This is a genomic window from Streptomyces sp. ATCC 21386, assembly GCF_018728545.1.
Classification (GTDB): Bacteria; Actinomycetota; Actinomycetes; order Streptomycetales; family Streptomycetaceae; genus Streptomyces.
The window spans coordinates 1,716,799-1,737,291 of record NZ_JAAVVL010000001.1 but is presented as its reverse complement, the minus strand read 5'-3'; the positions used below and the strand labels follow the sequence as shown (position 1 = coordinate 1,737,291).

Annotated in this window: 14 protein-coding genes and 1 pseudogene; 6 read left to right on the top strand and 9 right to left on the bottom strand. The window is 70.2% G+C overall.

Annotated features, from left to right (window positions below; translation table 11 throughout):
* A partial coding sequence (glgB, locus tag GWK25_RS44695) for a 1,4-alpha-glucan branching enzyme (RefSeq protein ID WP_374200689.1) occupies positions 1 to 3,667 on the top strand: 3,667 nt, incomplete at its 5' end.
* 122 nt (positions 3,668 to 3,789) lie between these two features.
* Here the strand turns inward: glgB and GWK25_RS07660 are convergent.
* The 4 genes and pseudogenes from GWK25_RS07660 to GWK25_RS07645 all read right to left on the bottom strand — a co-directional run.
* Entirely contained in the window at positions 3,790 to 6,039 is a 2,250-nt protein-coding gene (locus GWK25_RS07660; RefSeq protein ID WP_215449074.1) for a UvrD-helicase domain-containing protein, read from the bottom strand.
* Positions 6,040 to 6,216: 177 nt separating this feature from the next.
* The gene (locus GWK25_RS07655; protein WP_215449073.1) at positions 6,217 to 6,549 is read right to left on the bottom strand and encodes a co-chaperone YbbN; all 333 of its coding nucleotides are present in this window, start codon (positions 6,547 to 6,549) and stop codon (positions 6,217 to 6,219) included.
* Complete coding sequence (locus GWK25_RS07650; protein WP_215449072.1) at positions 6,546 to 6,980, bottom strand: MerR family transcriptional regulator; 435 nt, start codon at positions 6,978 to 6,980, stop codon at positions 6,546 to 6,548. The genes GWK25_RS07655 and GWK25_RS07650 overlap by 4 nt, the downstream gene beginning before the upstream one ends.
* A 271-nt stretch (positions 6,981 to 7,251) precedes the next feature.
* A pseudogene (locus tag GWK25_RS07645) lies at positions 7,252 to 7,896 on the bottom strand (cation:dicarboxylate symporter family transporter); the annotation flags it as partial.
* Between GWK25_RS07645 and GWK25_RS07640 the strand changes: the two are divergent.
* Entirely contained in the window at positions 7,862 to 8,575 is a 714-nt protein-coding gene (locus tag GWK25_RS07640; protein WP_215449071.1) for a helix-turn-helix transcriptional regulator, read from the top strand. The pseudogene GWK25_RS07645 and the gene GWK25_RS07640 overlap by 35 nt on opposite strands.
* 51 nt (positions 8,576 to 8,626) lie before the next feature.
* On the opposite strand, the gene GWK25_RS07635 is transcribed toward GWK25_RS07640, so the two are convergent.
* Positions 8,627 to 9,652: an ATP-dependent 6-phosphofructokinase gene (locus GWK25_RS07635; RefSeq protein WP_215449070.1), complete on the bottom strand. Its 1,026-nt coding sequence runs from the start codon at positions 9,650 to 9,652 to the stop codon at positions 8,627 to 8,629.
* A 244-nt stretch (positions 9,653 to 9,896) separates the two neighbouring features.
* On the opposite strand from GWK25_RS07635, the gene pta reads away from it, so the two are divergent.
* From pta to pyk, 3 genes are all read left to right on the top strand, one after another.
* Complete coding sequence (pta, locus tag GWK25_RS07630) at positions 9,897 to 12,026, top strand: phosphate acetyltransferase (RefSeq protein WP_215449069.1); 2,130 nt, start codon at positions 9,897 to 9,899, stop codon at positions 12,024 to 12,026.
* 29 nt (positions 12,027 to 12,055) lie between these two features.
* Positions 12,056 to 13,267, top strand: coding sequence for an acetate kinase (locus GWK25_RS07625; RefSeq protein WP_215449068.1), 1,212 nt, complete (start codon positions 12,056 to 12,058; stop codon positions 13,265 to 13,267).
* Between the two features lie 127 nt (positions 13,268 to 13,394).
* On the top strand, positions 13,395 to 14,825 hold the full coding sequence (gene pyk, locus GWK25_RS07620; protein ID WP_215449067.1) for a pyruvate kinase: 1,431 nt from the start codon (positions 13,395 to 13,397) through the stop codon (positions 14,823 to 14,825).
* A 128-nt stretch (positions 14,826 to 14,953) separates the two neighbouring features.
* On the opposite strand, the gene GWK25_RS07615 is transcribed toward pyk, so the two are convergent.
* The 4 genes from GWK25_RS07615 to GWK25_RS07600 form a co-directional block, all read right to left on the bottom strand.
* Complete coding sequence (locus tag GWK25_RS07615) at positions 14,954 to 16,363, bottom strand: hypothetical protein (protein WP_215449066.1); 1,410 nt, start codon at positions 16,361 to 16,363, stop codon at positions 14,954 to 14,956.
* Positions 16,353 to 16,976: a DUF6114 domain-containing protein gene (locus GWK25_RS07610; protein WP_215449065.1), complete on the bottom strand. Its 624-nt coding sequence runs from the start codon at positions 16,974 to 16,976 to the stop codon at positions 16,353 to 16,355. The genes GWK25_RS07615 and GWK25_RS07610 overlap by 11 nt, the downstream gene beginning before the upstream one ends.
* Positions 16,977 to 17,141: 165 nt before the next feature.
* Positions 17,142 to 17,777, bottom strand: coding sequence for a DUF6230 family protein (locus GWK25_RS07605; RefSeq protein WP_184899525.1), 636 nt, complete (start codon positions 17,775 to 17,777; stop codon positions 17,142 to 17,144).
* A gap of 693 nt (positions 17,778 to 18,470) precedes the next feature.
* On the bottom strand, positions 18,471 to 19,451 hold the full coding sequence (locus GWK25_RS07600; RefSeq protein ID WP_215449064.1) for a tetratricopeptide repeat protein: 981 nt from the start codon (positions 19,449 to 19,451) through the stop codon (positions 18,471 to 18,473).
* A gap of 187 nt (positions 19,452 to 19,638) precedes the next feature.
* Between GWK25_RS07600 and GWK25_RS07595 the strand changes: the two genes are divergently transcribed.
* On the top strand, positions 19,639 to 20,265 hold the full coding sequence (locus tag GWK25_RS07595) for a TetR/AcrR family transcriptional regulator (protein WP_215449063.1): 627 nt from the start codon (positions 19,639 to 19,641) through the stop codon (positions 20,263 to 20,265).
* Positions 20,266 to 20,493: the final 228 nt, after the last annotated feature.

Below are 20,493 nucleotides of genomic sequence, written 5' to 3'. Positions count from 1 at the left end.
GGCCGGCGCTGATCCCCTCGTCCCCAAGCAGGCGACGGCCGAGCCGGTGCTCGACGAGGCCGCGGTCGCCGCCCCGGCCGGCGGCGAGGCGCCCGGGTCCCCCCTCGCCCAGCCCGCCTTCTCCCCCGCGATGGACGGCGGTGACCGGGAGCGGCTGCTGGCCGGTACGCACCATGAGCCGCACGCCGTGCTCGGAGCCCATCCCGCGCCCGGTGGTGTGGTGTTCCGGGCGTTCCGGCCGTACGCCCTCGGCGTATGTGTGGTCGTGGGGTCGCTGCGGGCGGAGCTGCACGACGACGGGGGCGGCTTCTTCTCGGCGCTGCTGCCCCTGCGGGAGGTCCCGGAGGCGTACCGGCTGATCGTGTCGTACGAGGGGACGGAGCAGGAGACCGAGGACGCGTACCGTTTCCTGCCCGCGATCGGTGAGCTGGACCTGTATCTCATCGGTGAGGGCCGGCACGAGCAGCTGTGGCGGGCGCTCGGCGCCGAGCCGATGACCCACCAGGGCGTCACCGGCACCCGCTTCACCGTATGGGCCCCGAACGCGCGCGGGGTACGCGTGGCCGGCACCTTCAACTTCTGGGACGGCTCGGGCTTCCCGATGCGGTCGCTCGGCTCCTCGGGCGTGTGGGAGCTGTTCGTGCCCGGGATCGGCGAGGGTGAGCTGTACAAGTTCGAGATCACCCGGCCGGACGGTTCGCGGACGCTCAGGGCCGACCCGCTGGCCCGCCGTACGGAGGTCCCGCCCGCCACGTCCTCCGTCGTGTACGCCTCGCACTACGAGTGGGGCGACGAGGAGTGGCTGGCGAAGCGTGCCGAGACCCCCGCGCACGAGGCGCCGTTCTCGGTCTACGAGGTCCACCTGCCGTCCTGGCGCCCCGGACTGACGTACCGCCAACTCGCCGAACAGCTGCCGGCGTACGTCTGCGACCTCGGCTTCACGCACGTCGAACTGCTGCCGGTCGCCGAGCATCCCTTCGGCGGTTCCTGGGGCTACCAGGTCACCGGCTTCTACGCCCCGACGGCCCGCCTCGGCACCCCGGACGACTTCAAGTACCTGGTCGACGCCCTGCACCGGGCCGGGATCGGGGTGCTGATGGACTGGGTGCCGGCCCATTTCCCGCGCGACGACTGGGCGTTGGCGGAGTTCGACGGACGTCCGCTGTACGAGCACGGGGATCCCGCGCGGGCGGCGCACCCCGACTGGGGGACGCTGGAGTTCGACTACGGGCGCCGCGAGGTGCGCAACTTCCTGGTGGCGAACGCCGTCCACTGGTGCGAGGAGTACCACATCGACGGGCTGCGGGTGGATGCCGTCGCGTCGATGCTGTACCTCGACTATTCGCGCGAGGCGGGTCAGTGGACGCCGAACGAGCACGGTGGCCGGGAGAACCTGGACGCGGTCGCCTTCCTCCAGGAGATGAACGCGACCGTGTACCGGCGGGTGCCGGGCGTCGTGACGATCGCGGAGGAGTCCACGGCCTGGGACGGGGTCACGCGGGCCACCCACCACACCGGCCCTGGCGGCTTCGGCGGGCTCGGCTTCGGCCTGAAGTGGAACATGGGCTGGATGCACGACTCCCTGGGCTACATGGCCAAGGACCCGATCCACCGCAAGCACCACCACCACGAGATGACCTTCTCGATGGTGTACGCGTACAGCGAGAACTACGTCCTGCCCATCTCGCACGACGAGGTCGTGCACGGCAAGGGCTCGCTGGTGTCGAAGATGCCGGGCGACTGGTGGCAGCAGCGTGCCAACCACCGCGCGTACCTGGGCTTCATGTGGGCCCACCCCGGCAAGCAACTCCTGTTCATGGGACAGGAGTTCGCCCAGGGCGCGGAGTGGTCGGAGGCGCACGGGCCGGACTGGTGGCTGCTCGATCCCGCGTACGGCGCGGAGGCGGACCACCGGGGGGTGCGGGACCTCGTCCGTGATCTCAACGCCGTGTACCGGCGCACCCCCGCGCTCTGGGAGCAGGACACCCGGCCGGCGGGCTTCTCCTGGATCACGGGGGACTCGGCGGACGACAACGTCCTCGCGTTCCTGCGGTTCGCCGAGGACGGGAGTCCGTTGCTGGCGGTCTCCAACTTCTCGCCGGTGGTCCGCGAGGACTACCGTCTCGGGGTGCCGGACGACGTCCCGGCGTGGCGCGAACTCCTCAACACGGACGCGGGTGCCTACGGCGGGACGGATGTGACGATGTCCCACCCGGTGAAGCCGGAACCCCACCCCTGGCACGGGCGCCCGTCCAGCATCCGGGTCACGCTCCCCCCTTTGACCACCCTCTGGCCTGTCTCTTATACACCTCTCCGAGCCCACGAGACTCGACAAAAAAAAAAGCCCCATCCCCCGCACGGAACTGTGCGCCGCCAACTCATAACGCACCGGCAACAACTTCAGCCCCCGCACCACCGGCCCCGACCGCCACGGCAACTGATCCGGCGGCAGCGTGAGCTCCGCCCGGCCGAAGTGCTCGAAGATCCTTCCCACCGCGGTCGTGACGATCGTCCCCGCCAACTCCCGCGCCGCACTGGGACACTGGTGCGGCCCGGCACCCCACGCCAGATGCGCCCGCGTACTGACGGCGGAGTCGACGAGGTGCGAGGACCCGATGTTCAGCAGATCCCGGTGCGCGGCGGCGACGGACGGCGACACGATGTCCCCGGCCCGGATAAGGAAGTTCCCGAGCCGCACATCACGCGCCGCGAACCGGAAGCAGAGATTGGCGGTCGGTGGATTCACCAGCGCGGCCCGGTTCACGGTCTCCCCGAGCTGCCCGTTCGACAGGCTCCGCCGCACGGTCGCGTTCCCCCGCAGCACTTCGAGGAGGGTGTTGCAGACCATGTTCCCGGTGATGTCGTTGAGGTAGACCGCGTTCATGAACAGCTCACGGCCGAGCTGCTCGTCGCTGAGCGACGGGTCGGACAGCAGCATGTAGGAGGTCAGGTCCTCCCCGGGGCGGGACCGCCGGTGCGCGGCCAGCCGGGTCATCGCCCCCAGCGCCCGCCCGGTCGCCGGCCCCGCGTCCGGCCCGCCGTCCAGCATCCGCCACAGGTCCATGACCATCTCGTCGCCGAGTTCGACGGGACACCCGAACAGCTTGGTCGTCACCATGAGGAGCAACGGCCGGGTGTACTGCGCCGCGAGGTCGGCGAAGCCGGTGGTCCCGGACTCGGCGGCGAGCAGGGCGATCAGTTCGTCGGCGTAGCGCGCGACGGCCGCCCGCAGCTCCCAGCCCTCGGGCGAGTGCCCGTCCTGGAAGGGCCGCATCGCCGAGTGGTAGCTCAGTCGTGCGTGCCGGTGCTCCTCGTCGTCGAAGAACATGGTCTGGCGGACCTCGTACCCGGCGAGCAGCGGCCAGTCCTGCGGCAGCCGTCCCTCCGCCCGCGCCCGCCAGTGGCGTACGTCGCGCCGCCACACGCTCTCGTTGCGCAGGACCTCCAGCACCTCGCGGTAGTCGAGAACCAGCCAGGCCGGCACTCCCATCAGCCCCACCGGTGCCACGGGGCCGTACGTGCGCCGGAGCCGCTCGTAGACACTGCCCGGATCCCGGTCGAACTCCGAGGTCAGCAACGGCTCCACGGCCAGCGCTTCCAGGCCGGGGCCGCCGGCCGGAGCTGCCGCGAACGGATGTGTTTCCATGCCGACACGCATACCGCATGAACCGTGTACGAGCAGTGACGATCACGCCAACTGTTACGGCTTGGTGATCCCCGATGCACCATTGGTGACGGTGGCGGGGGTGCTGCCTGCCCGGTACCCGGCAGCCGACACCCCCGCCCACTTCAAGCCATGCTCGGCAACTCCTGCAGCGCCTTCGGCAGTTGTTCCGCGTGCACGACACCGAGCGCCTGCGTCGCCCGTGTCAGCGCCACGTACAGATCGCTGGTGCCGAACCTCCCGGGTTCGACGACGAGGACGGAGTCGAACTCCAGGCCCTTGGCCTGCCGGGGGTCGAGGAGGACGACGGTCCGGGTGAGGTCGGGCTCCGCGCCCGCCGTCACGTCGTCCAGCCTGGCCGCCAGGGTCCGGTGCAGCTCACGCGGCGCGATCACGGCGAGGCGCCCCTCGGCGGGCGTGAGTTCGGCGACGGCCTTGGCCACCTCGGCGGACAGTTCGCCCGTCGCCGCGCGGCGCGCCCAGGGCCGTACTCCCGTGGACCGCACGGAACTCGGCGGTTCGAAGTCCGGCCGCTCGGCGCGGACGACATCGGCCGCGACCGCCATGATCTCGGCGGGGGTGCGGTAGTTGACGCCGAGCCGGGTGTGCTCCCAGCGGTCCTGGACGTACGGGGCGAGGATGTCGGCCCAGGAGCCGACGCCCGCGGCCTCGGCCGTCTGGGCGGGGTCGCCGACGAGGGTCATGGAGCGGGTCGGCGAGCGGCGCATCAGCAGCCGCCAGGCCATCGGCGACAGTTCCTGCGCCTCGTCGACGATGATGTGCCCGAACGCCCAGGTCCGGTCGGCCGCCGCCCGCTCGGCGGCGCTGCGGTGGTCGTCCTCCTCGTGCCGCTCGGCGAACCGTTCGGCGTCGATGATGTCGTGGGCGGACAGCACCTCCGAACCGTCGCCGTCGGGATCGATGCCTTCCCGGTCCTCGAACTCGTACGTCCGGGACGCGTAGGACACCTCCAGCACGCCCTGCGCGTAGGCGATCTGGGTCTCCCGCTCGCGCTCGGCACGGGCGCGGGCCTGGCGGTCGTCCTCGCCCAGCAGTTCGGCCGCCTCGTCGAGCAGCGGCACGTCGGCGACGGTCCACGCGCGCGTGACGGGACGGCGTACGGCGTCGGCGTCCTCCTTCGGCAGATACGCGTCCGGCTCGGCGAGGAAGTCGGCGATCAGCCGGCGCGGGGTGATCCGGGGCCACAGCTGGTCGATGGCTCGCCAGACCTCGGGGTTCTCGGCCAGCTCGTCGCGGATCTGGGTGATGTCACTGGCGTCGAGGAGGTTGGAGCCGTCGTAGGGGTCGGTGCCGATGCGTTCGGCGACCATCTCGGTGAGGGTGTTGAGGATGTAGCCCTCGAAGTGCTCGCGGGCCACGTTGTGCGGGAGCTTCGCCTCACGGGTGCGCTCGCGGGCGACCCGTGCGAGGTCGTCGTCGAGCATGAGGATCTCCCGGTCGTGCTCGATGGCGAGCACCGGGTCGGGCAGTGCCTGCCGGTCCCGTACGACGGCCGCGAGGACGTCGGCCATGGCGGCGCTCCCCTTCACCCGGGCGGCCTCCGGGGTGTCGGTGGCGGTGGCCCGTACGCCGGGGAACAGTTCGCCGACCGTGGACAGCAGCACACCGGTCTCGCCCAGCGACGGCAGTACCTCGCCGATGTAGCCGAGGAAGGCCGGGTTGGGTCCGACGACGAGAACCGCGCGTTTGGCGAGCAGTTCGCGCTGCTCGTAGAGGAGGTACGCGGCGCGGTGCAGGGCGACGGCGGTCTTGCCGGTGCCGGGGCCGCCCTCCACGACCATCACCCCCTGGTGCGGGGCGCGGATGATGCGGTCCTGCTCGGCCTGGATGGTCTGCACGATGTCGCCCATGCGGCCCGTGCGGGCGGAGTTGAGGGCGGCCAGCAGGACGGCGTCACCGGTCGGGTCCTCGTACCCGGTACGGGTCGCGTCGCCGAGGTCGAGGATCTCGTCGTGCAGGGCGGTGACGCGGCGGCCCTCGGTGGTGAGGTGCCGGCGGCGGCGCAGCCCCATCGGGGTGTGGCCGGTGGCGAGGTAGAAGGGGCGGGCGACGTCGGCGCGCCAGTCGATCAGGATCGGGGTGCGCTCGGTGTCGTCCTCGCGCAGCCCGATGCGGCCGATGTGGTGGACGGCCCCGTCGGCGAGGTCGAGCCGGCCGAAGCAGAGCGACCCGTCGACGGCGTTCAGCGCGGCCAGCAGCCCCGAGCGCTCGGCGACCAGGATGTCCCGCTCCAGCCGGGCCTGCATGGGCGTGTTGCCCTGGGCGAGCGCGTCCGTGACGGAGCCCTCGGTCTCACCGCGCAGGGCGTCCACGCGGGCGTACAGCCCGTCGATGAATTCCTGCTCACGCCGCAATTCATCGTGTGAATCATGCGAAAAGCCGGTGTTTGACAATTCCACTCCCGCCCAGATATACTGTGCTCACTGAACTTCTTTGCGACTCTATTCTTCCGAAGTCGCGAACCATTAAATATACGCAAGAAAAACCCCCGAGCGCAATTAAGCTCGGGGGTTTTTCTTCTCCTGCCGATGTCAGAGCACGTCGTCCAGTTCCGCCAGCAGCCGGCGCTTCGGCCGCGCGCCGACCATGGACTTCAGCGGCTCGCCGCCCTTGAACACCAGGAACGTCGGCATCGACAGCACCTTGTACGCCCGGGTGGTCTCCGGATTGGTGTCCACGTCCAGCTGCACCACTTTCAGCCGTTCCCCCTCCTCCACCGCGAGCGCGCTCAGCACGGGCCCCATCTGCCGGCACGGCGGACACCAGTCGGCCGTGAACTCCACCAGCACCGGCAGCTCCGCCCCGATCACCTCCGCCTCGAAGTCCGCGTCCGTCACTTCCGCGACACCCGCCGCCCTGATCACAGCGCCCCGCCTCCCGCTCCGAGTTCGCACCCCGGCTCCGGACCCCCCGGAACCTCCGCCTCGGCAGCCAGCCGCTCCCGCGCCCGCTCGGCCCGCGCCAACTGCTCACCGACCGACGCCCGCACCGCCGCCAACTCACCGATCAGCGCGTCGAGTTCGTCCAGCTTCCGCCGGTACACCGCCAGCGACGCCGGGCACGAGTCGCCCTCCGGGTGCCCCGCCCGCAGACACTCCACGAACGGCCGCGTCTCCTCCAGGTCGAACCCGAAGTCCTGCAAGGTCCGGATCTGCCGCAACAGCTTCAGATCCGCCTCGTCGTAGGTCCGATACCCGTTCCCTGCCCGCCGCGCGGGCAACAGCCCCCGCGCCTCGTAGTACCGCAAGGCCCGCGTCGTCGTCCCGGCCCGCTCCGCCAGCTCCCCGATGCGCATACGAGGACGGTATTCCTTGACGCCGACGTCAAGGCCAGCGCGCCCCGTCAGCAAAAGCCGAGTGGCCAGGTCTATAGGGGGAGGACCTGGCCACTCGGGGTTCTTGGAGTTGTTCAGTTGTTCCGCCTGGTGTCCGTACGGCCGGGTCTACGGGGGAGGACCCGGCCGTACGGAGTCTCGGGGCGCCATGTCGGTGCGGGCCGCCCCGGCCCCGTGAGGGGCGCGGGGAACTGCGCGACCAGCCACACTCGACCTGCGGCCGAAAGACGACTCACGCCTTGGCGAGTTCCTTCTCACCCTCCGGCTCGGCCGCGGCCGAAGCCGGTGCAGCCGCCCCGTGGCCGTCGTCCAGCAGCGTCGCCTCGTCGAACGGCGCGTGCCCGGCGAGAACCTCGTTCACACGCTCCTTGTCGATCTCCTTGGTCCAGGTACCGATGAGGACCGTGGCGACCGCGTTGCCCGCGAAGTTCGTCAGGGCGCGGGCCTCGCTCATGAAGCGGTCGATGCCGACGATGAGGCCGATACCGTCCACCAGGGCCGGCTTGTGCGACTGCAGACCACCCGCGAGGGTCGCGAGACCGGCGCCGGTGACGCCCGCCGCGCCCTTGGAGGCGACCAGGAGGAAGAGCAGCAGCGCGATCTGCTCGCCGACCGCCATCGGCGTACCCATGGCGTCGGCGATGAACAGGGACGCCATGGTCATGTAGATCATGGTGCCGTCGAGGTTGAAGGAGTAGCCGGTCGGGACGGTGATGCCGACGACGGGCTTGCTGACACCCAGGTGCTCCATCTTCGCGATGAGGCGCGGCAGCGCGGACTCGGAGGAGGAGGTGGACAGGATCAGCAGGAACTCACGGCCCAGGTACTTGAAGAACGTGAAGATGTTCAGCCCCGCGACGATCTTCAGCAGCGCCCCACCCTTCAACGCCCCCGCCGCCCGGAAACTGCGCATGGCGCTGGGCATGGGGCCCGAACACGTCGCCTACGGAATGCGGTCCTCGTACGGCCTCCCGTACGTCACCCCGGACCTGGTCGCCGCCTGGGAACGCGGCACCGTCTCGCCCACCGGCCCCGAACTCACCGCGCTCGCCGGGGTGTTGTGGTGCTCGGCGGGTGAACTGATCAGCTCCCCCAGGACGTTGCGCGAGCACCGCATGGCGCAGGGGGCCGCCGCCGAGGACATCGCCCGCGCGGTCGGACTCGAACTCGGTACCTACCTCCACATGGAGGAGACCGGGGAGTGGCGCGGCACCGACCGGCAGTCCGCCGCCCTCGCCACCGCGCTGGGCCTCTCCCTGCCCGATCTGATCACCGTCACGGGCCGCGAGCCGAAGCTCAGGGAACTGCTCCACAGCGCGGTGACCACCCGCTGGCAGGCCCATGTGCGCCCCACCGCGAAGTTGCTGTCCCTCGACCGACGCCTCCTGGAGGACGTCCTGCGCGAGCTGCACACCGACTACCAGGGCCTGATGACCACCACCCTCACCTGGGCGAACGGAACCGCCGCCACCGACTCGGGCGATGCCGGCCGCGCCTACCTGGACGGCATCATCGATCATTTCTGGTCACTGGTGCGGCGGACGGCCACCTACTGACCCCGGCCCACCCGAGCCCGCCGAAAGCCCTGGAACCAAAAGCTCCAGAACCTAGAACACCGACTCCGCCTCGTCCATCCGGTCCTTCGGCACCGTCTTCAGTTCGGTCACCGCCTCCGCCAGCGGCACCATCACCACCTCGGTGCCGCGCAGGGCGGTCATACGGCCGTAGTCGGCCCGGTGCGCGGCCTCGACCGCGTGCCAGCCGAAGCGCGTGGCGAGCACCCTGTCGTACGCGGTCGGGGTGCCGCCGCGCTGGACGTGCCCGAGGATGACCGGCTTGGCCTCCTTGCCGAGGCGGCGCTCCAGCTCGTACGCCAGTGCCGTGCCGATGCCCTGGAAGCGCTCGTGGCCGAACTGGTCGATCTCGCCGTGGCCGTAGTCCATGGAACCCTCGGCCGGGTGCGCGCCCTCGGCGACACAGATGACCGCGAACTTCTTGCCCCGCGAGAAGCGCTCCTCGACCATCTTCACCAGGTCGGCGGGGTCGAAGGCCCGCTCCGGCAGGCAGATGCCGTGCGCGCCGGCCGCCATGCCCGACTCCAGGGCGATCCAGCCCGCGTGCCGGCCCATGACCTCGACGACCATCACCCGCTGATGGGACTCGGCGGTCGTCTTCAGGCGGTCCATCGCCTCGGTGGCGACACCCACGGCCGTATCGAAACCGAACGTGCGATCGGTCGACGAGATGTCGTTGTCGATGGTCTTCGGGACGCCGACCACCGGCAGCCCCGCGTCGCTCAGCATCCGCGCGGCCGTCAGGGTGCCCTCGCCGCCGATCGGGATCAGTACGTCGATACCGAACTGGTGGGCCATGTCCTGCGCGTTCTCGCAGGCCTCGCGGAGGCGGTCGCGCTGGAGGCGGGAGGAGCCGAGAATGGTGCCGCCACGGGCCAGGATGCCGCTGACGGACTCCAGGTCGAGGTTGCGGTAGCGGCCGTCGAGGAGGCCCGCGTAGCCGTCCTCGAAGCCGATGACCTCGTCGCCGTACTGGGCGACCGCTCGGTGCACGACCGACCGGATCACTGCGTTCAGGCCCGGACAGTCGCCGCCTGCGGTGAGAACTCCGATACGCATCGTGCTGTGTCTCCTGCTCGTCCTGATCGTCCTGATCGGTGCTGTTACTTATGAGCCAGTCCGATTGTTTCACGGCCGACCGGGGGTCGCCGCGCCCGTCCGGCCCCGCCCGGCGTCCCCTCCGTGCTGGTGGGCGCCTTATCCATGGTCAGGGGTATTGTCAAGAGGGTTTCCGTCCGCCGTGACGGTGATTTCCACCCCTCCCTTGCCGAACCAGTCGAACCACACGAAACGGAGAGCACACGTGACGCGCAGCGTGTACGTGACCGGGATCGATCGCGGCGACGGCCGCCAGGTCGTGGAACTGGGGGTGATGGAGCTCCTGACCCGCCAGGTCGACCGGGTGGGGGTGTTCCGGCCGCTGCTGCACCACGGACCGGACCGGCTCTTCGACCTGCTGCGCGCCCGCTACCGGCTCACCCAGGACCCGGCGACCGTGTACGGCATGGACTACCACGAGGCGTCCACCCTCCAGGCCCAGCACGGCACGGACGAGCTGGTCTCCACCCTCGTCGACCGCTTCCACGCCGTCGCCCGGGACTACGACGTCGTCCTCGTCCTCGGGACCGACTTCGCCGACACACAGTTCCCGGACGAGCTGTCGCTCAACGCACGGCTCGCCAACGAGTTCGGCGCGTCCGTGATCCCGGTGGTCGGCGGACGCAAGCAGACCGCCGAGTCGGTCGCGGCGGAGACGCACAACGCCTACCGCGCGTACGAGGGCCTCGGCTGCGACGTGCTCGCCATGGTCGTCAACCGGGTCGTGCCCGCCGACCGCGGCGAGATAGCCGAGCGGCTCGGTGACGCGCGGCTGCCGCTGCCCGTCCCCTGTTACGTCCTGCCCGACGAGCCCGCTCTCTCCGCGCCGACCGTCGCCCAGATCACCCACGCGCTCGGCGGCAAGGTCCTCCTCGGCGACGACTCGGGCCTCGCCCGCGACGCGCTCAACTTCGTCTTCGGCGGGGCCATGCTGCCGAACTTCCTCAACGCCCTGACCCCGGGCTGTCTGGTCGTCACCCCCGGCGACCGCGCGGACCTCGTCATCGGCGCCCTCGCCGCGCACAGCGCCGGCACCCCGCCGATCGCGGGCCTGCTGCTCACCCTCGACGAGCGGCCCAGCGACGAGATCCTCACCCTCGCCGCCCGCCTCGCCCCGGGCACGCCCGTCGTCGCCGTCGAGTCCGGCTCCTTCCTCACCGCCTCCGAACTCTTCTCCATGGAGGGCAAGTTGAGCGCGGTGACGCCGCGCAAGGCGGAAACCGCGCTCGGGCTCTTCGAGCGGCACGTCGACACCGCCGAGCTGCGCGGCCTGGTGTCGGCGCCGAGCAGCGACCGGATCACGCCGATGATGTTCGAGCACACCCTCCTCGAACAGGCCCGCTCGCAGCGGCGCCGGGTGGTCCTCCCCGAGGGCACGGAGGAGCGCGTGCTGCACGCGGCCGAGGTCATCCTCCGCCGCAACGTCTGCGACCTCACCCTGCTCGGCCCCGTCGAGCAGATCCGCAAGAAGGCCGCCGACCTGGGCATCGACCTCGGCGACAGCATGCTGGTGGACCCGGCGGCCTCCGAGTGGCGGGACGCGTTCGCGGAGAAGTACGCCCAGTTCCGCGCCCACAAGAACATCAGCATGGAGCTGGCGTACGACGTGGTGTCCGACGTGAACTACTTCGGCACGCTGATGGTGCAGGAGGGGCTGGCGGACGGGATGGTCTCGGGGTCGGTGCACTCCACCGCCGCCACCATCCGGCCGGCCTTCGAGATCATCAAGACCAAGCCGGACGCCGACATCGTCTCGTCCGTCTTCTTCATGTGCCTCGCCGACAAGGTGCTGGTGTACGGGGACTGCGCGGTGAACCCGGACCCGAACGCCGAGCAGCTCGCCGACATCGCGATCCAGTCCGCCGCCACCGCGCGACAGTTCGGAGTCGAGCCGAGGATCGCAATGTTGTCGTACTCCACGGGGACGTCCGGGTCGGGCGCCGATGTCGACAAGGTGCGCGAGGCCACCGAGATCGTGCGCTCGCGGCGGCCCGACCTGCTGATCGAGGGTCCGATCCAGTACGACGCCGCCGTGGAGCCGAGTGTCGCGGCGACCAAGCTGCCGGACTCCGAAGTGGCGGGCCAGGCCACGGTGTTGATCTTCCCGGACCTCAACACCGGCAACAACACGTACAAGGCCGTGCAGCGGTCGGCGGGCGCGCTCGCGGTCGGGCCGGTCCTCCAGGGGCTGCGCAAGCCGGTCAACGACCTGTCGCGGGGTGCCCTCGTCCAGGACATCGTCACCACGGTCGCCATCACGGCGATCCAGGCCCAGACGCCCGCGGCCGCGCCCACGCCTGCGGTCGCCCCCGCGGCCACGGCCGCGGCCAAGTGACCCCCACCGACGACAGAAAGCCGACCGCTGTGACCGCCACCCGCGTCCTCGTCCTCAACTCCGGTTCCTCCTCGGTCAAGTACCAGCTCCTCGACATGCGCGACAACAGCCGCCTGGCCATGGGCCTGGTGGAGCGCATCGGCGAGGAGACCTCCCGGCTGAAGCACACCCCGCTCGCCGACGGGGGCACCTCCCGCGAGCGCGCCGAGCCGATCGCCGACCACGAAGCCGCCCTGAAGGCCGTCGCCGAGGAGCTGGCCGAGGACGGCCTCGGCCTCGACTCCCCCGAGCTGGCCGCCATCGGCCACCGCGTGGTGCACGGCGGGCAGAGCTTCACCCGGCCGACCGTGATCGACAGCGCCGTGCTCGCCGAGATCGAGCGGCTGATCCCGGTGGCACCGCTGCACAACCCGGCCAACCTCACCGGGATCCGGACCGCGCGGGCGCTGCGGCCCGACCTCCCGCAGGTCGCCGTGTTCGACACGGCGTTCCACACCACCATGCCGGAGTCGGCCGCCCGCTACGCCATCGACGTCGAGACGGCCGACGCGCACCGCATCCGCCGCTACGGCTTCCACGGCACCTCGCACGCCTATGTGTCCCGGGCGACGGCCGAACTGCTGGGCAAGGACCCGTCCGAGGTGAACGTCATCGTGCTGCACCTCGGCAACGGGGCGTCGGCCTCGGCGGTCGAGGGCGGCCGGTGCGTGGACACCTCCATGGGGCTGACGCCTTTGGAGGGTCTCGTGATGGGTACGCGGTCCGGAGACATGGACCCGGCCGTCATCTTTCATTTGATGCGCGTTGGCGGAATGTCCACGGACGAGATCGACACTCTCCTCAACAAGAAGAGCGGTCTGATCGGGCTGTGCGGCGACAACGACATGCGGGAAATCCGCCGACGAATCGACGAGGGCGACGAGCGGGCGAAGCTGGCCTTCGACATCTACATTCACCGGTTGAAGAAGTACATCGGCGCCTACTACGCGGTGCTCGGCCGGGTGGACGCGGTCGCGTTCACGGCCGGGGTCGGCGAGAACGCGGCGCCGGTGCGCGAGGCCGCCGTCGCCGGTCTGGAGGGCCTGGGCCTGGCCGTGGACGGCGATCTCAACGCCGTACGGGGGGACGCGCCGCGGCTGATCTCGCCGGCCGGTGCGCGGGTCGCCGTCGCGGTGGTCCCGACGGACGAGGAACTGGAGATCGCGGCACAGACATACGCCCTGATCGAAAAGAACATCTGAGCTCCGAAAAGAACACTTGAGCACCACCGGTCAATACACGCCGGTAACACGATTGAGCGCAGAGCCGCCCATATGCATTCCGCCCTACCGAATATTCCGTAGCGAAACAAACCGATAGGATCGTCCCATGCGCCGTTCGAAAATCGTCTGTACTCTCGGCCCCGCGGTCGACTCCCACGAGCAACTGGTCGCCCTCATCGAGGCCGGCATGAACGTGGCCCGTTTCAATTTCAGCCACGGCAGCCACGCCGAGCACCAGGGCCGCTACGACCGGCTCCGGGCCGCCGCCGCCGAGACCGGCAAGGCCATCGGTGTCCTCGCCGACCTCCAGGGCCCGAAGATCCGTCTGGAGACCTTCGCCGAGGGCCCGGTGGAGCTGGTGCGCGGTGACGAGTTCACCATCACCGCCGAGGACGTGCCGGGCGACAAGCAGATCTGCGGTACGACGTACAAGGGGCTGCCCGGGGACGTCTCCCCCGGCGACCAGGTCCTCATCAACGACGGCAACGTCGAGCTGAGGGTCCTGGAGGTCGACGGGCCGCGCGTGCGCACCGAGGTCGTCGAGGGCGGCGTCATCTCCGACCACAAGGGCATCAACCTGCCCGGCGCGGCCGTCAACGTGCCCGCGCTGTCCGAGAAGGACGTCGAGGACCTGCGGTTCGCGCTGCGCATGGGCTGCGACCTGGTGGCGCTGTCGTTCGTGCGGGACGCGAACGACGTGCGGGACGTCCACAAGGTGATGGACGAGGTGGGCCGCCGGGTCCCCGTCATCGCCAAGGTGGAGAAGCCGCAGGCGGTGGAGAACATGGAGGACGTCGTGATGGCGTTCGACGGCGTGATGGTCGCCCGTGGCGACCTGGCCGTCGAGTACCCGCTCGAGAAGGTCCCGATGGTGCAGAAGCGGCTCATCGAGCTGTGCCGCCGCAACGCCAAGCCGGTGATCGTGGCGACCCAGATGATGGAGTCGATGATCACCAACTCCCGACCCACCCGCGCCGAGGCGTCCGACGTCGCCAACGCGATCCTCGACGGCGCGGACGCGGTCATGCTGTCGGCGGAGTCCAGCGTGGGCGCGTACCCGCTGGAGACCGTCCGCACGATGTCGAAGATCGTCACGGCGGCCGAGGAGGAGCTGCTCTCCAAGGGTCTGCAGCCGCTGGTGCCGGGCAAGAAGCCGCGCACGCAGGGCGGTTCGATCGCCCGTGCCGCCTGCGAGATCGCCGACTTCCTCGGCGGGCGGGCCCTGGTGGCGTTCACGCAGTCCGGTGACACCGCCCGCCGGCTCTCCCGCTATCGCGCGTCGCAGCCGATCATCGCGTACACCACCGACGAGTCCACCCGGAACCAGCTGGCGCTCAGCTGGGGTGTCGAGTCGCACGTCGTGCCGTTCGTGAACAGCACCGACGAGATGGTCGACCTGGTCGACCACGAGATGGTCAAGCTCAACCGCTTCAACGAGGGCGACATCGCGGTCATCACCGCCGGCTCGCCCCCCGGCGTCCCGGGCACCACCAACATGGTCCGGGTGCACCACCTGGGCGGCGGCGCCCGCGACTGACGCGGCCGTCACCGTCGTACGACAGCGCTGAGGGCGCCCCCTGGGAACAGGGGGCGCCCTCAGGCTGTGCGGCTCCCGGAACGGGTCCTGCGGGGCCCGGTTCTCCCGGGCCCGGGGTGACCGGCTGCTCAGTCGGTCGTGAACTGGTGCATGCCGGGAACGGTGAGCGTTCCGCCGAACTGGCCCGCCTGGACGACCTTCACCTTGGTGAAGTAGATCAGCGGGATGTTCAGCGGCGGCGGGTGCTTCGGGTCGAAGGTCACCGGGATCAGACCGAGCAGGTTGCCGGAGATCTTCTCGGTGTACATGACCGTCTTGCCCTCGCGGATCGTGGACGTGGTGCCCTTGCCGGCCTGCACGTGGTAGGTCACGCCGGCCTGCTTGTCCTCGACCCTCTGGTGCAGGTCGCCGATGTCGGTGCCGTCGGACACGACGTACTTCAGCACCTCCTTGACCGAGCCGTCGGCGGTCTTCACCTTGACGATGCCCTGGTAGTCGGCGCCCTTCAGCAGCAGCGAGCTGGCGTCCAGGTACCAGGGGTCGTTCGGCAGCAGCGGTATGCCCTTCTCGACGCCGCTCTCGTCGTCCGTGGCGACGGGGCAGCCCTCCGTGTCCGTGCTCTCGCTCGGCGAGGGGCTCGGCGTGGCGGTGGCCTCGTCCGTGGCGTCGTCGGTGGCGTCCTCGGCCGTCTTCTCGGTGTCCTCGGCGTCGCCGACGACGTCCTTCGCGGCATCCTCGACCTTGTCGGAGGCGTTGTCGGCGGTGTCCTTGGCGTCCTTGCCGGCGTCCGCACCCGGGTCGTCCTTCTCGTCCTCGTCGGAGCCGGAGGCGTCGTCCGAGGGGGAGGGCGAGGGGGACGGGCTGGTGGACGTGGACGGAGGGGTGGTCTCCGTCTCCTTGTCGTCCGGCGTGAACAGGTCCTCGATGGCCGTGCCGATGTCCTCCAGCACGTTGCCGCCACCGGTCTCGGAGGTGTCGGCCGAGGGGGCCTCGCCGGAACCGGCCGTGTCGGTCGCGGGCTTGTCGCTGTCGTCCGTCGACGAGTCGTCCGAGGCGGAGCCGTCGTTGTCGTCGGAACCTGAATCCGACGACGCGGAGTCGTCCGTGGGCGTGTCGTCGGTGGCCGAGTCGCCGGAGGAGTTGCCGTTGTCGGCGGTGTCGTCGCCCGCGGACGGGTCCTCGTCCTTGCCCTCGTCCGTGGAGTCGGCGCTCTCCGAGGCCTCCGCGGACGGGGTGGGGGTCGGCGAGGCGGAGGCGTCGGTGCCCTCCTCGGCGGCCTCCAGGGCCTCCACGCAGTCCTTGTACTCGTCCGCCGTCAGGCTGAGCTTGGTCGGGTCGTCGGCGCGGGCAAGCGTCAGCGTGGGTGTGAAGCCCATGCCCATGAGGACCGCCGTCGGCATCGCCGCCAGGGCTATCGCCTTGCCCGCCGGCACGTTCAGCCGGGTGAGAAGGGGCTTCTTGGGCGCCGCGTGCCGCGGTCCGGATCTCGCACGGGACTCTCCCACCGAAGTCCCGTGGGTCACCTCGTCAGCCGGCACTGTGCCTCCCGTTCGTCCCGTTCGTGGGGGTGGTACCTGTGAGGTCGTCGCCCTCGCCGTTCGACGCCCCGCTCACCGAACCCGCTGCGGCGGGCTCCGGGGCGTCGCCCTTGTGCAGGGGGACCGCACCTTGCTGTGCCGTGTTCTCAGGGACCGTGTCCTGCGGCACCGGCGTCCGCGACGGGGTCTTGTAGGTGGACGGCACCGCCGCCTCCTCGTGACCGGGCGCCCACGCGATGGCCAGCGCACCGCCGATCAGGGAGAGCAGGAAACCGACACCGAAGCCACCGAGGTTGGAGACCGGGATGGACACGAGCGCCAGGAGGATCGCCGCCGTACCGGCGAAGGTGCGTACGTGCCGCTGGAACCAGAGGCTGACCCCGAGCACCACCAGCAGCACGCCGATGATGAGGGATCCCGCGCCGCCCGTCGTCGACATGGCGAGCGTCAGGTGGCCGATCTGGAGGTTCGCGTACGGCAGGTACATGATCGGGAAGCCGCCGAGCAGGACCAACAGGCCCGCCCAGAAGGGACGTGAGCCCCTCCAGTCGGCGAAGCGCCGCCGAAAGGCGCGGAGATAGTCTTCGTTCTGCCCCGTGGACTCGGCGCTCATGGACAACAGCTCCCTGGAACGGTGTTGCTGTGAGAAGTTCACGTACGTCACGTACGAGGACGGCGTACGGAATTCAGGTACGGAGATCGCGTGCGCGGTGGAGCGCACGGCGAGAGGGACGGGCGGGCGAAGAAGCGGACGCCCCCTCACCCGCCCAGGGAGTGCCTAGTAGCACTCCACGACGCCCTTGTGGAGCGACATCTTCAGGTTGCTCAGCTTGAAGGTTCCGGCGGTGGTCGCCCACGCCGTCTGCTTCACGCCGGTCAGCGAGGCCGAGTCGGCCTGCTGCGCGAACCCGTAGGGGTTGGCCTGCTCCGAGCCACCCTTCATGCCCGGACCCTTGTTGGCGTCCTTGGCCGCCACACCGATGTCGATGCCCTTGAAGACGGCGTCCGCCTCAAGGTCCTCGACGTCGATGTAGAGGTTCTCGGCCTCGACCTTCTTGCCACCGGTACCGGCGGTCAGCTTGAGGCTGACGCTACCGAGCAGCGGGACACCCGGGGTGACGACCGACTGGCACATGTTGCTGATCGTCGCGGACTTGAACGCCGAAACGGCGACGGGGTGAACCGTCTTCTCGCCCTTGAGGGTGTAGCCCTCGTCGAGCGCTCCGTACTGCGAGAAGCCCGTGCCGTCGAGCTGACCGGCCGTCACCTTGAACGACTGGCCCGACACACTGAACGACGCGGCGAGAGCACCCTGCGCGAGGGCGACACCTATCGCTGCCGTGGCGGCGACGCTGGGCACCATGACCACAGCGAACCGCTTCCATCTGGTCCCGCCACGCACCTGGGACTCCATATTTCCTCCTTCTCGGACGTACATCTCCTGTCACCGGCTCGCCCCTTGGCGGCGGCTCAGCCGGACAGGGATGGGAGAAGTGCTACGTCCTCGGGAAGGAGAGCGCCCGCGCTCGGTGGCGCGAAAAGCGCCCGAATCACCGGCGATCACCCCCGAGCGACAACCACTGGTCGCGCCTGACACGCATCACGCACAACCTGCTGGACAGGCTCCGCGGTTGGCGGAGACCCCCCTGCCCAAGAGCCGGCGCCACTGTCGCCCGCTCTACTCGGTGGGGACCCAGAAAACCCGTTGACCCGACTGGCTGGCGGGGTACGGGACAGGACCGAGCGTCGCCGATCGTGGTGCATTCTCGCCGCCCCCGCAAGGGGGGTCGTTACTGGCTAGTAACGGACGGATAACCGAACAACGACCCATCGGCATCGGCCAGCGACCCTGGGTGGCGCCGAGTGAGGCGACACATGGGCGGACAGTCGGACAGAGTCCGACAGAACGACGGGTTTCTCTTACTGCCAGTAACAGCGGCCGCGATTACCAAGATTTGGTAAAGCGCGGCCGCGGTGTCGCTGTGTCGCCAAATCTCTCACTCGCGCACCACCCGTCCCGGCACTCCGGAACGGGGGTGTTCACGAGCCCCCCGGGCCTCCGCCCGTCACAGCCAACGCTCAGCCGAGGCAGGGGTTCACGGACGGGTCAGAACAGGGCCCGCGCCAGCGATCGACGCGCCGCGGCCACCCGTGGGTCGTCACCGCCGACCACCTCGAAGAGCTCCAGCAGCCGCAGCCGTACGGCGTCCCGGTCGTCACCGGCCGTACGCCGCACCGTGTCGATGAGTCGCCCGAACGCGTCCTCCACATGTCCGCCGACGAGGTCGAGGTCCGCCGCCGCGATCTGCGCCTGCGCGTCACCGGGGTTCTCGGCGGCCGCCTTGCGCACGTCCTGCGGATCGGCACCTTGCACACGCTGCAGCAACTCGGCCTGCGCGAGGCCGAGTTTGGCCTCGGTGTTGCCCGGATCGTCGCTCAGCACGTTCTTGTACGCCTGCACCGCGCCGCCGAAGTCGCCCGCGTCCAGGGCCCGTACGGCGGCTTCGAGCAGGTGGTCGTGGGGGCCGGCCGGGATCTGCGGGGCCGCCTCGGCGGGGGCGCCGGACTCGGCGTCCGGGTCCACCACCAGGCCGGTGAGCCCGAAGCGCTCCTCGGCGACCTGGACGAGCTGGTCGAGGGTCGCGCGGATCTGCTGCTCGGGGGCGGCACCCTGGAAGAGCGGGAGGGCCTGTCCCGCGACGACGGCGAACACGGCCGGGATCCCCTGGATCCCGAACTGCTGCATCAACATCTGGTTGGCGTCGACATCGATCTTCGCGAGGACGAACTTGCCGTTGTACTCGACGGCGAGGCGCTCCAGCACCGGGCTGAGCTGCTTGCAGGGCTGACACCACTCGGCCCAGAAGTCGATGACGACGGGGACTTCGGTGGACCGCTGCAGGACCTCGCTCTCGAAGCCGGCCTCGTCGACGTCGATGACCAGGTCGGCCGGGGAGACCGCCCCTCCTCCTCCGCCCTGCCGGGCCGCTTCGGCGCGCGCCTGCTCCGCCTTCGCCTTGGCCTCCTGGGCCGCCTTCACCGCGGCGAGGTCGACGACTCCGCTCATGGACATGTTCCGTGGCTGCATGCGTACATCCTCCCCCTTCCGAGCACGCAGGTGAAAAGCGTCCTGGGCCAGGAGCCCTCCAGGCTTTCGCTACGACCCGTAGCGTAACGGGCCCGGAGACTCTCCTGCACCCCTCCGTACCCACTCCGCAGTGATCTGCCTCACGACGGCGGGCAGAACTTGGACAACGGCCGGATATGGTCGGCGGATGCATGGCAGCACCCCCGCGCCCCGCGCCACGGGCGGACGTCCGCGCAGCGCCGCCGCGGACACCGCGATCCTGGCCGCGACCCGTGCGGCGCTGGTCGAGCTGGGCTGGTCGGGGCTGACCCTGGGCGACGTGGCCGGCCGGGCGGGTGTCGCGAAGACGACCCTCTACCGTCGCTGGGCCGGCAAGAACGAACTCGTCGTGGACGCCGTGGCGGAGCTCTTCGACGAACTGCGCCTCCCCGACCGGGGGAGCCTCGCGGCCGACATCGAAGGCGTGGTGTTCCAGTTCGCGGCGATCCTGGCCCGCCCGGAGGCCAAGAGCGGCCTCATGGCCGTCGTCGCCGAGTCGACCCACGACGACGCCCTGCGCGAACGCATCCGCGCGTCCATCGTCGACCGCCAGAAACGCCTCGTCCTGGAGGGCCGCGCCCGTGCCCAGCTCCGCGGCGAACTCCCCCCGGAATCCGACCCCGCCACCGCCGCCCGCACCGTCGACCTCATCTTCGACGTCGTCGCGGGTGCGGTGGTCCACCGCACCCTGGTCAGCGCGGAACCGGCGGACGAGGAGTGGGCCCGGAGCTTCACGGCCCTGCTGCTGCACGGCCTGAGCAGGAGCGCCCCGTAAGGACGCGCCCCGTCAGGGGCGCGGGGAACTGCGCGACAAGCCCCCACGACCCGCACCCGAAGAACTCACCGTGGAGGTCGAAGGGGCGCAGCCCCTTTGAGGACGGGACGCGCAGGGGCGGCGGGGGCGAAACCCCACACCGCCCGCCGACGGAAACGGCGCCTAGAACCCCGCCGGCTCCGTATACACCCCCCACTCCCTGTCTCTTCTACCCGTCTCCGATCCCAC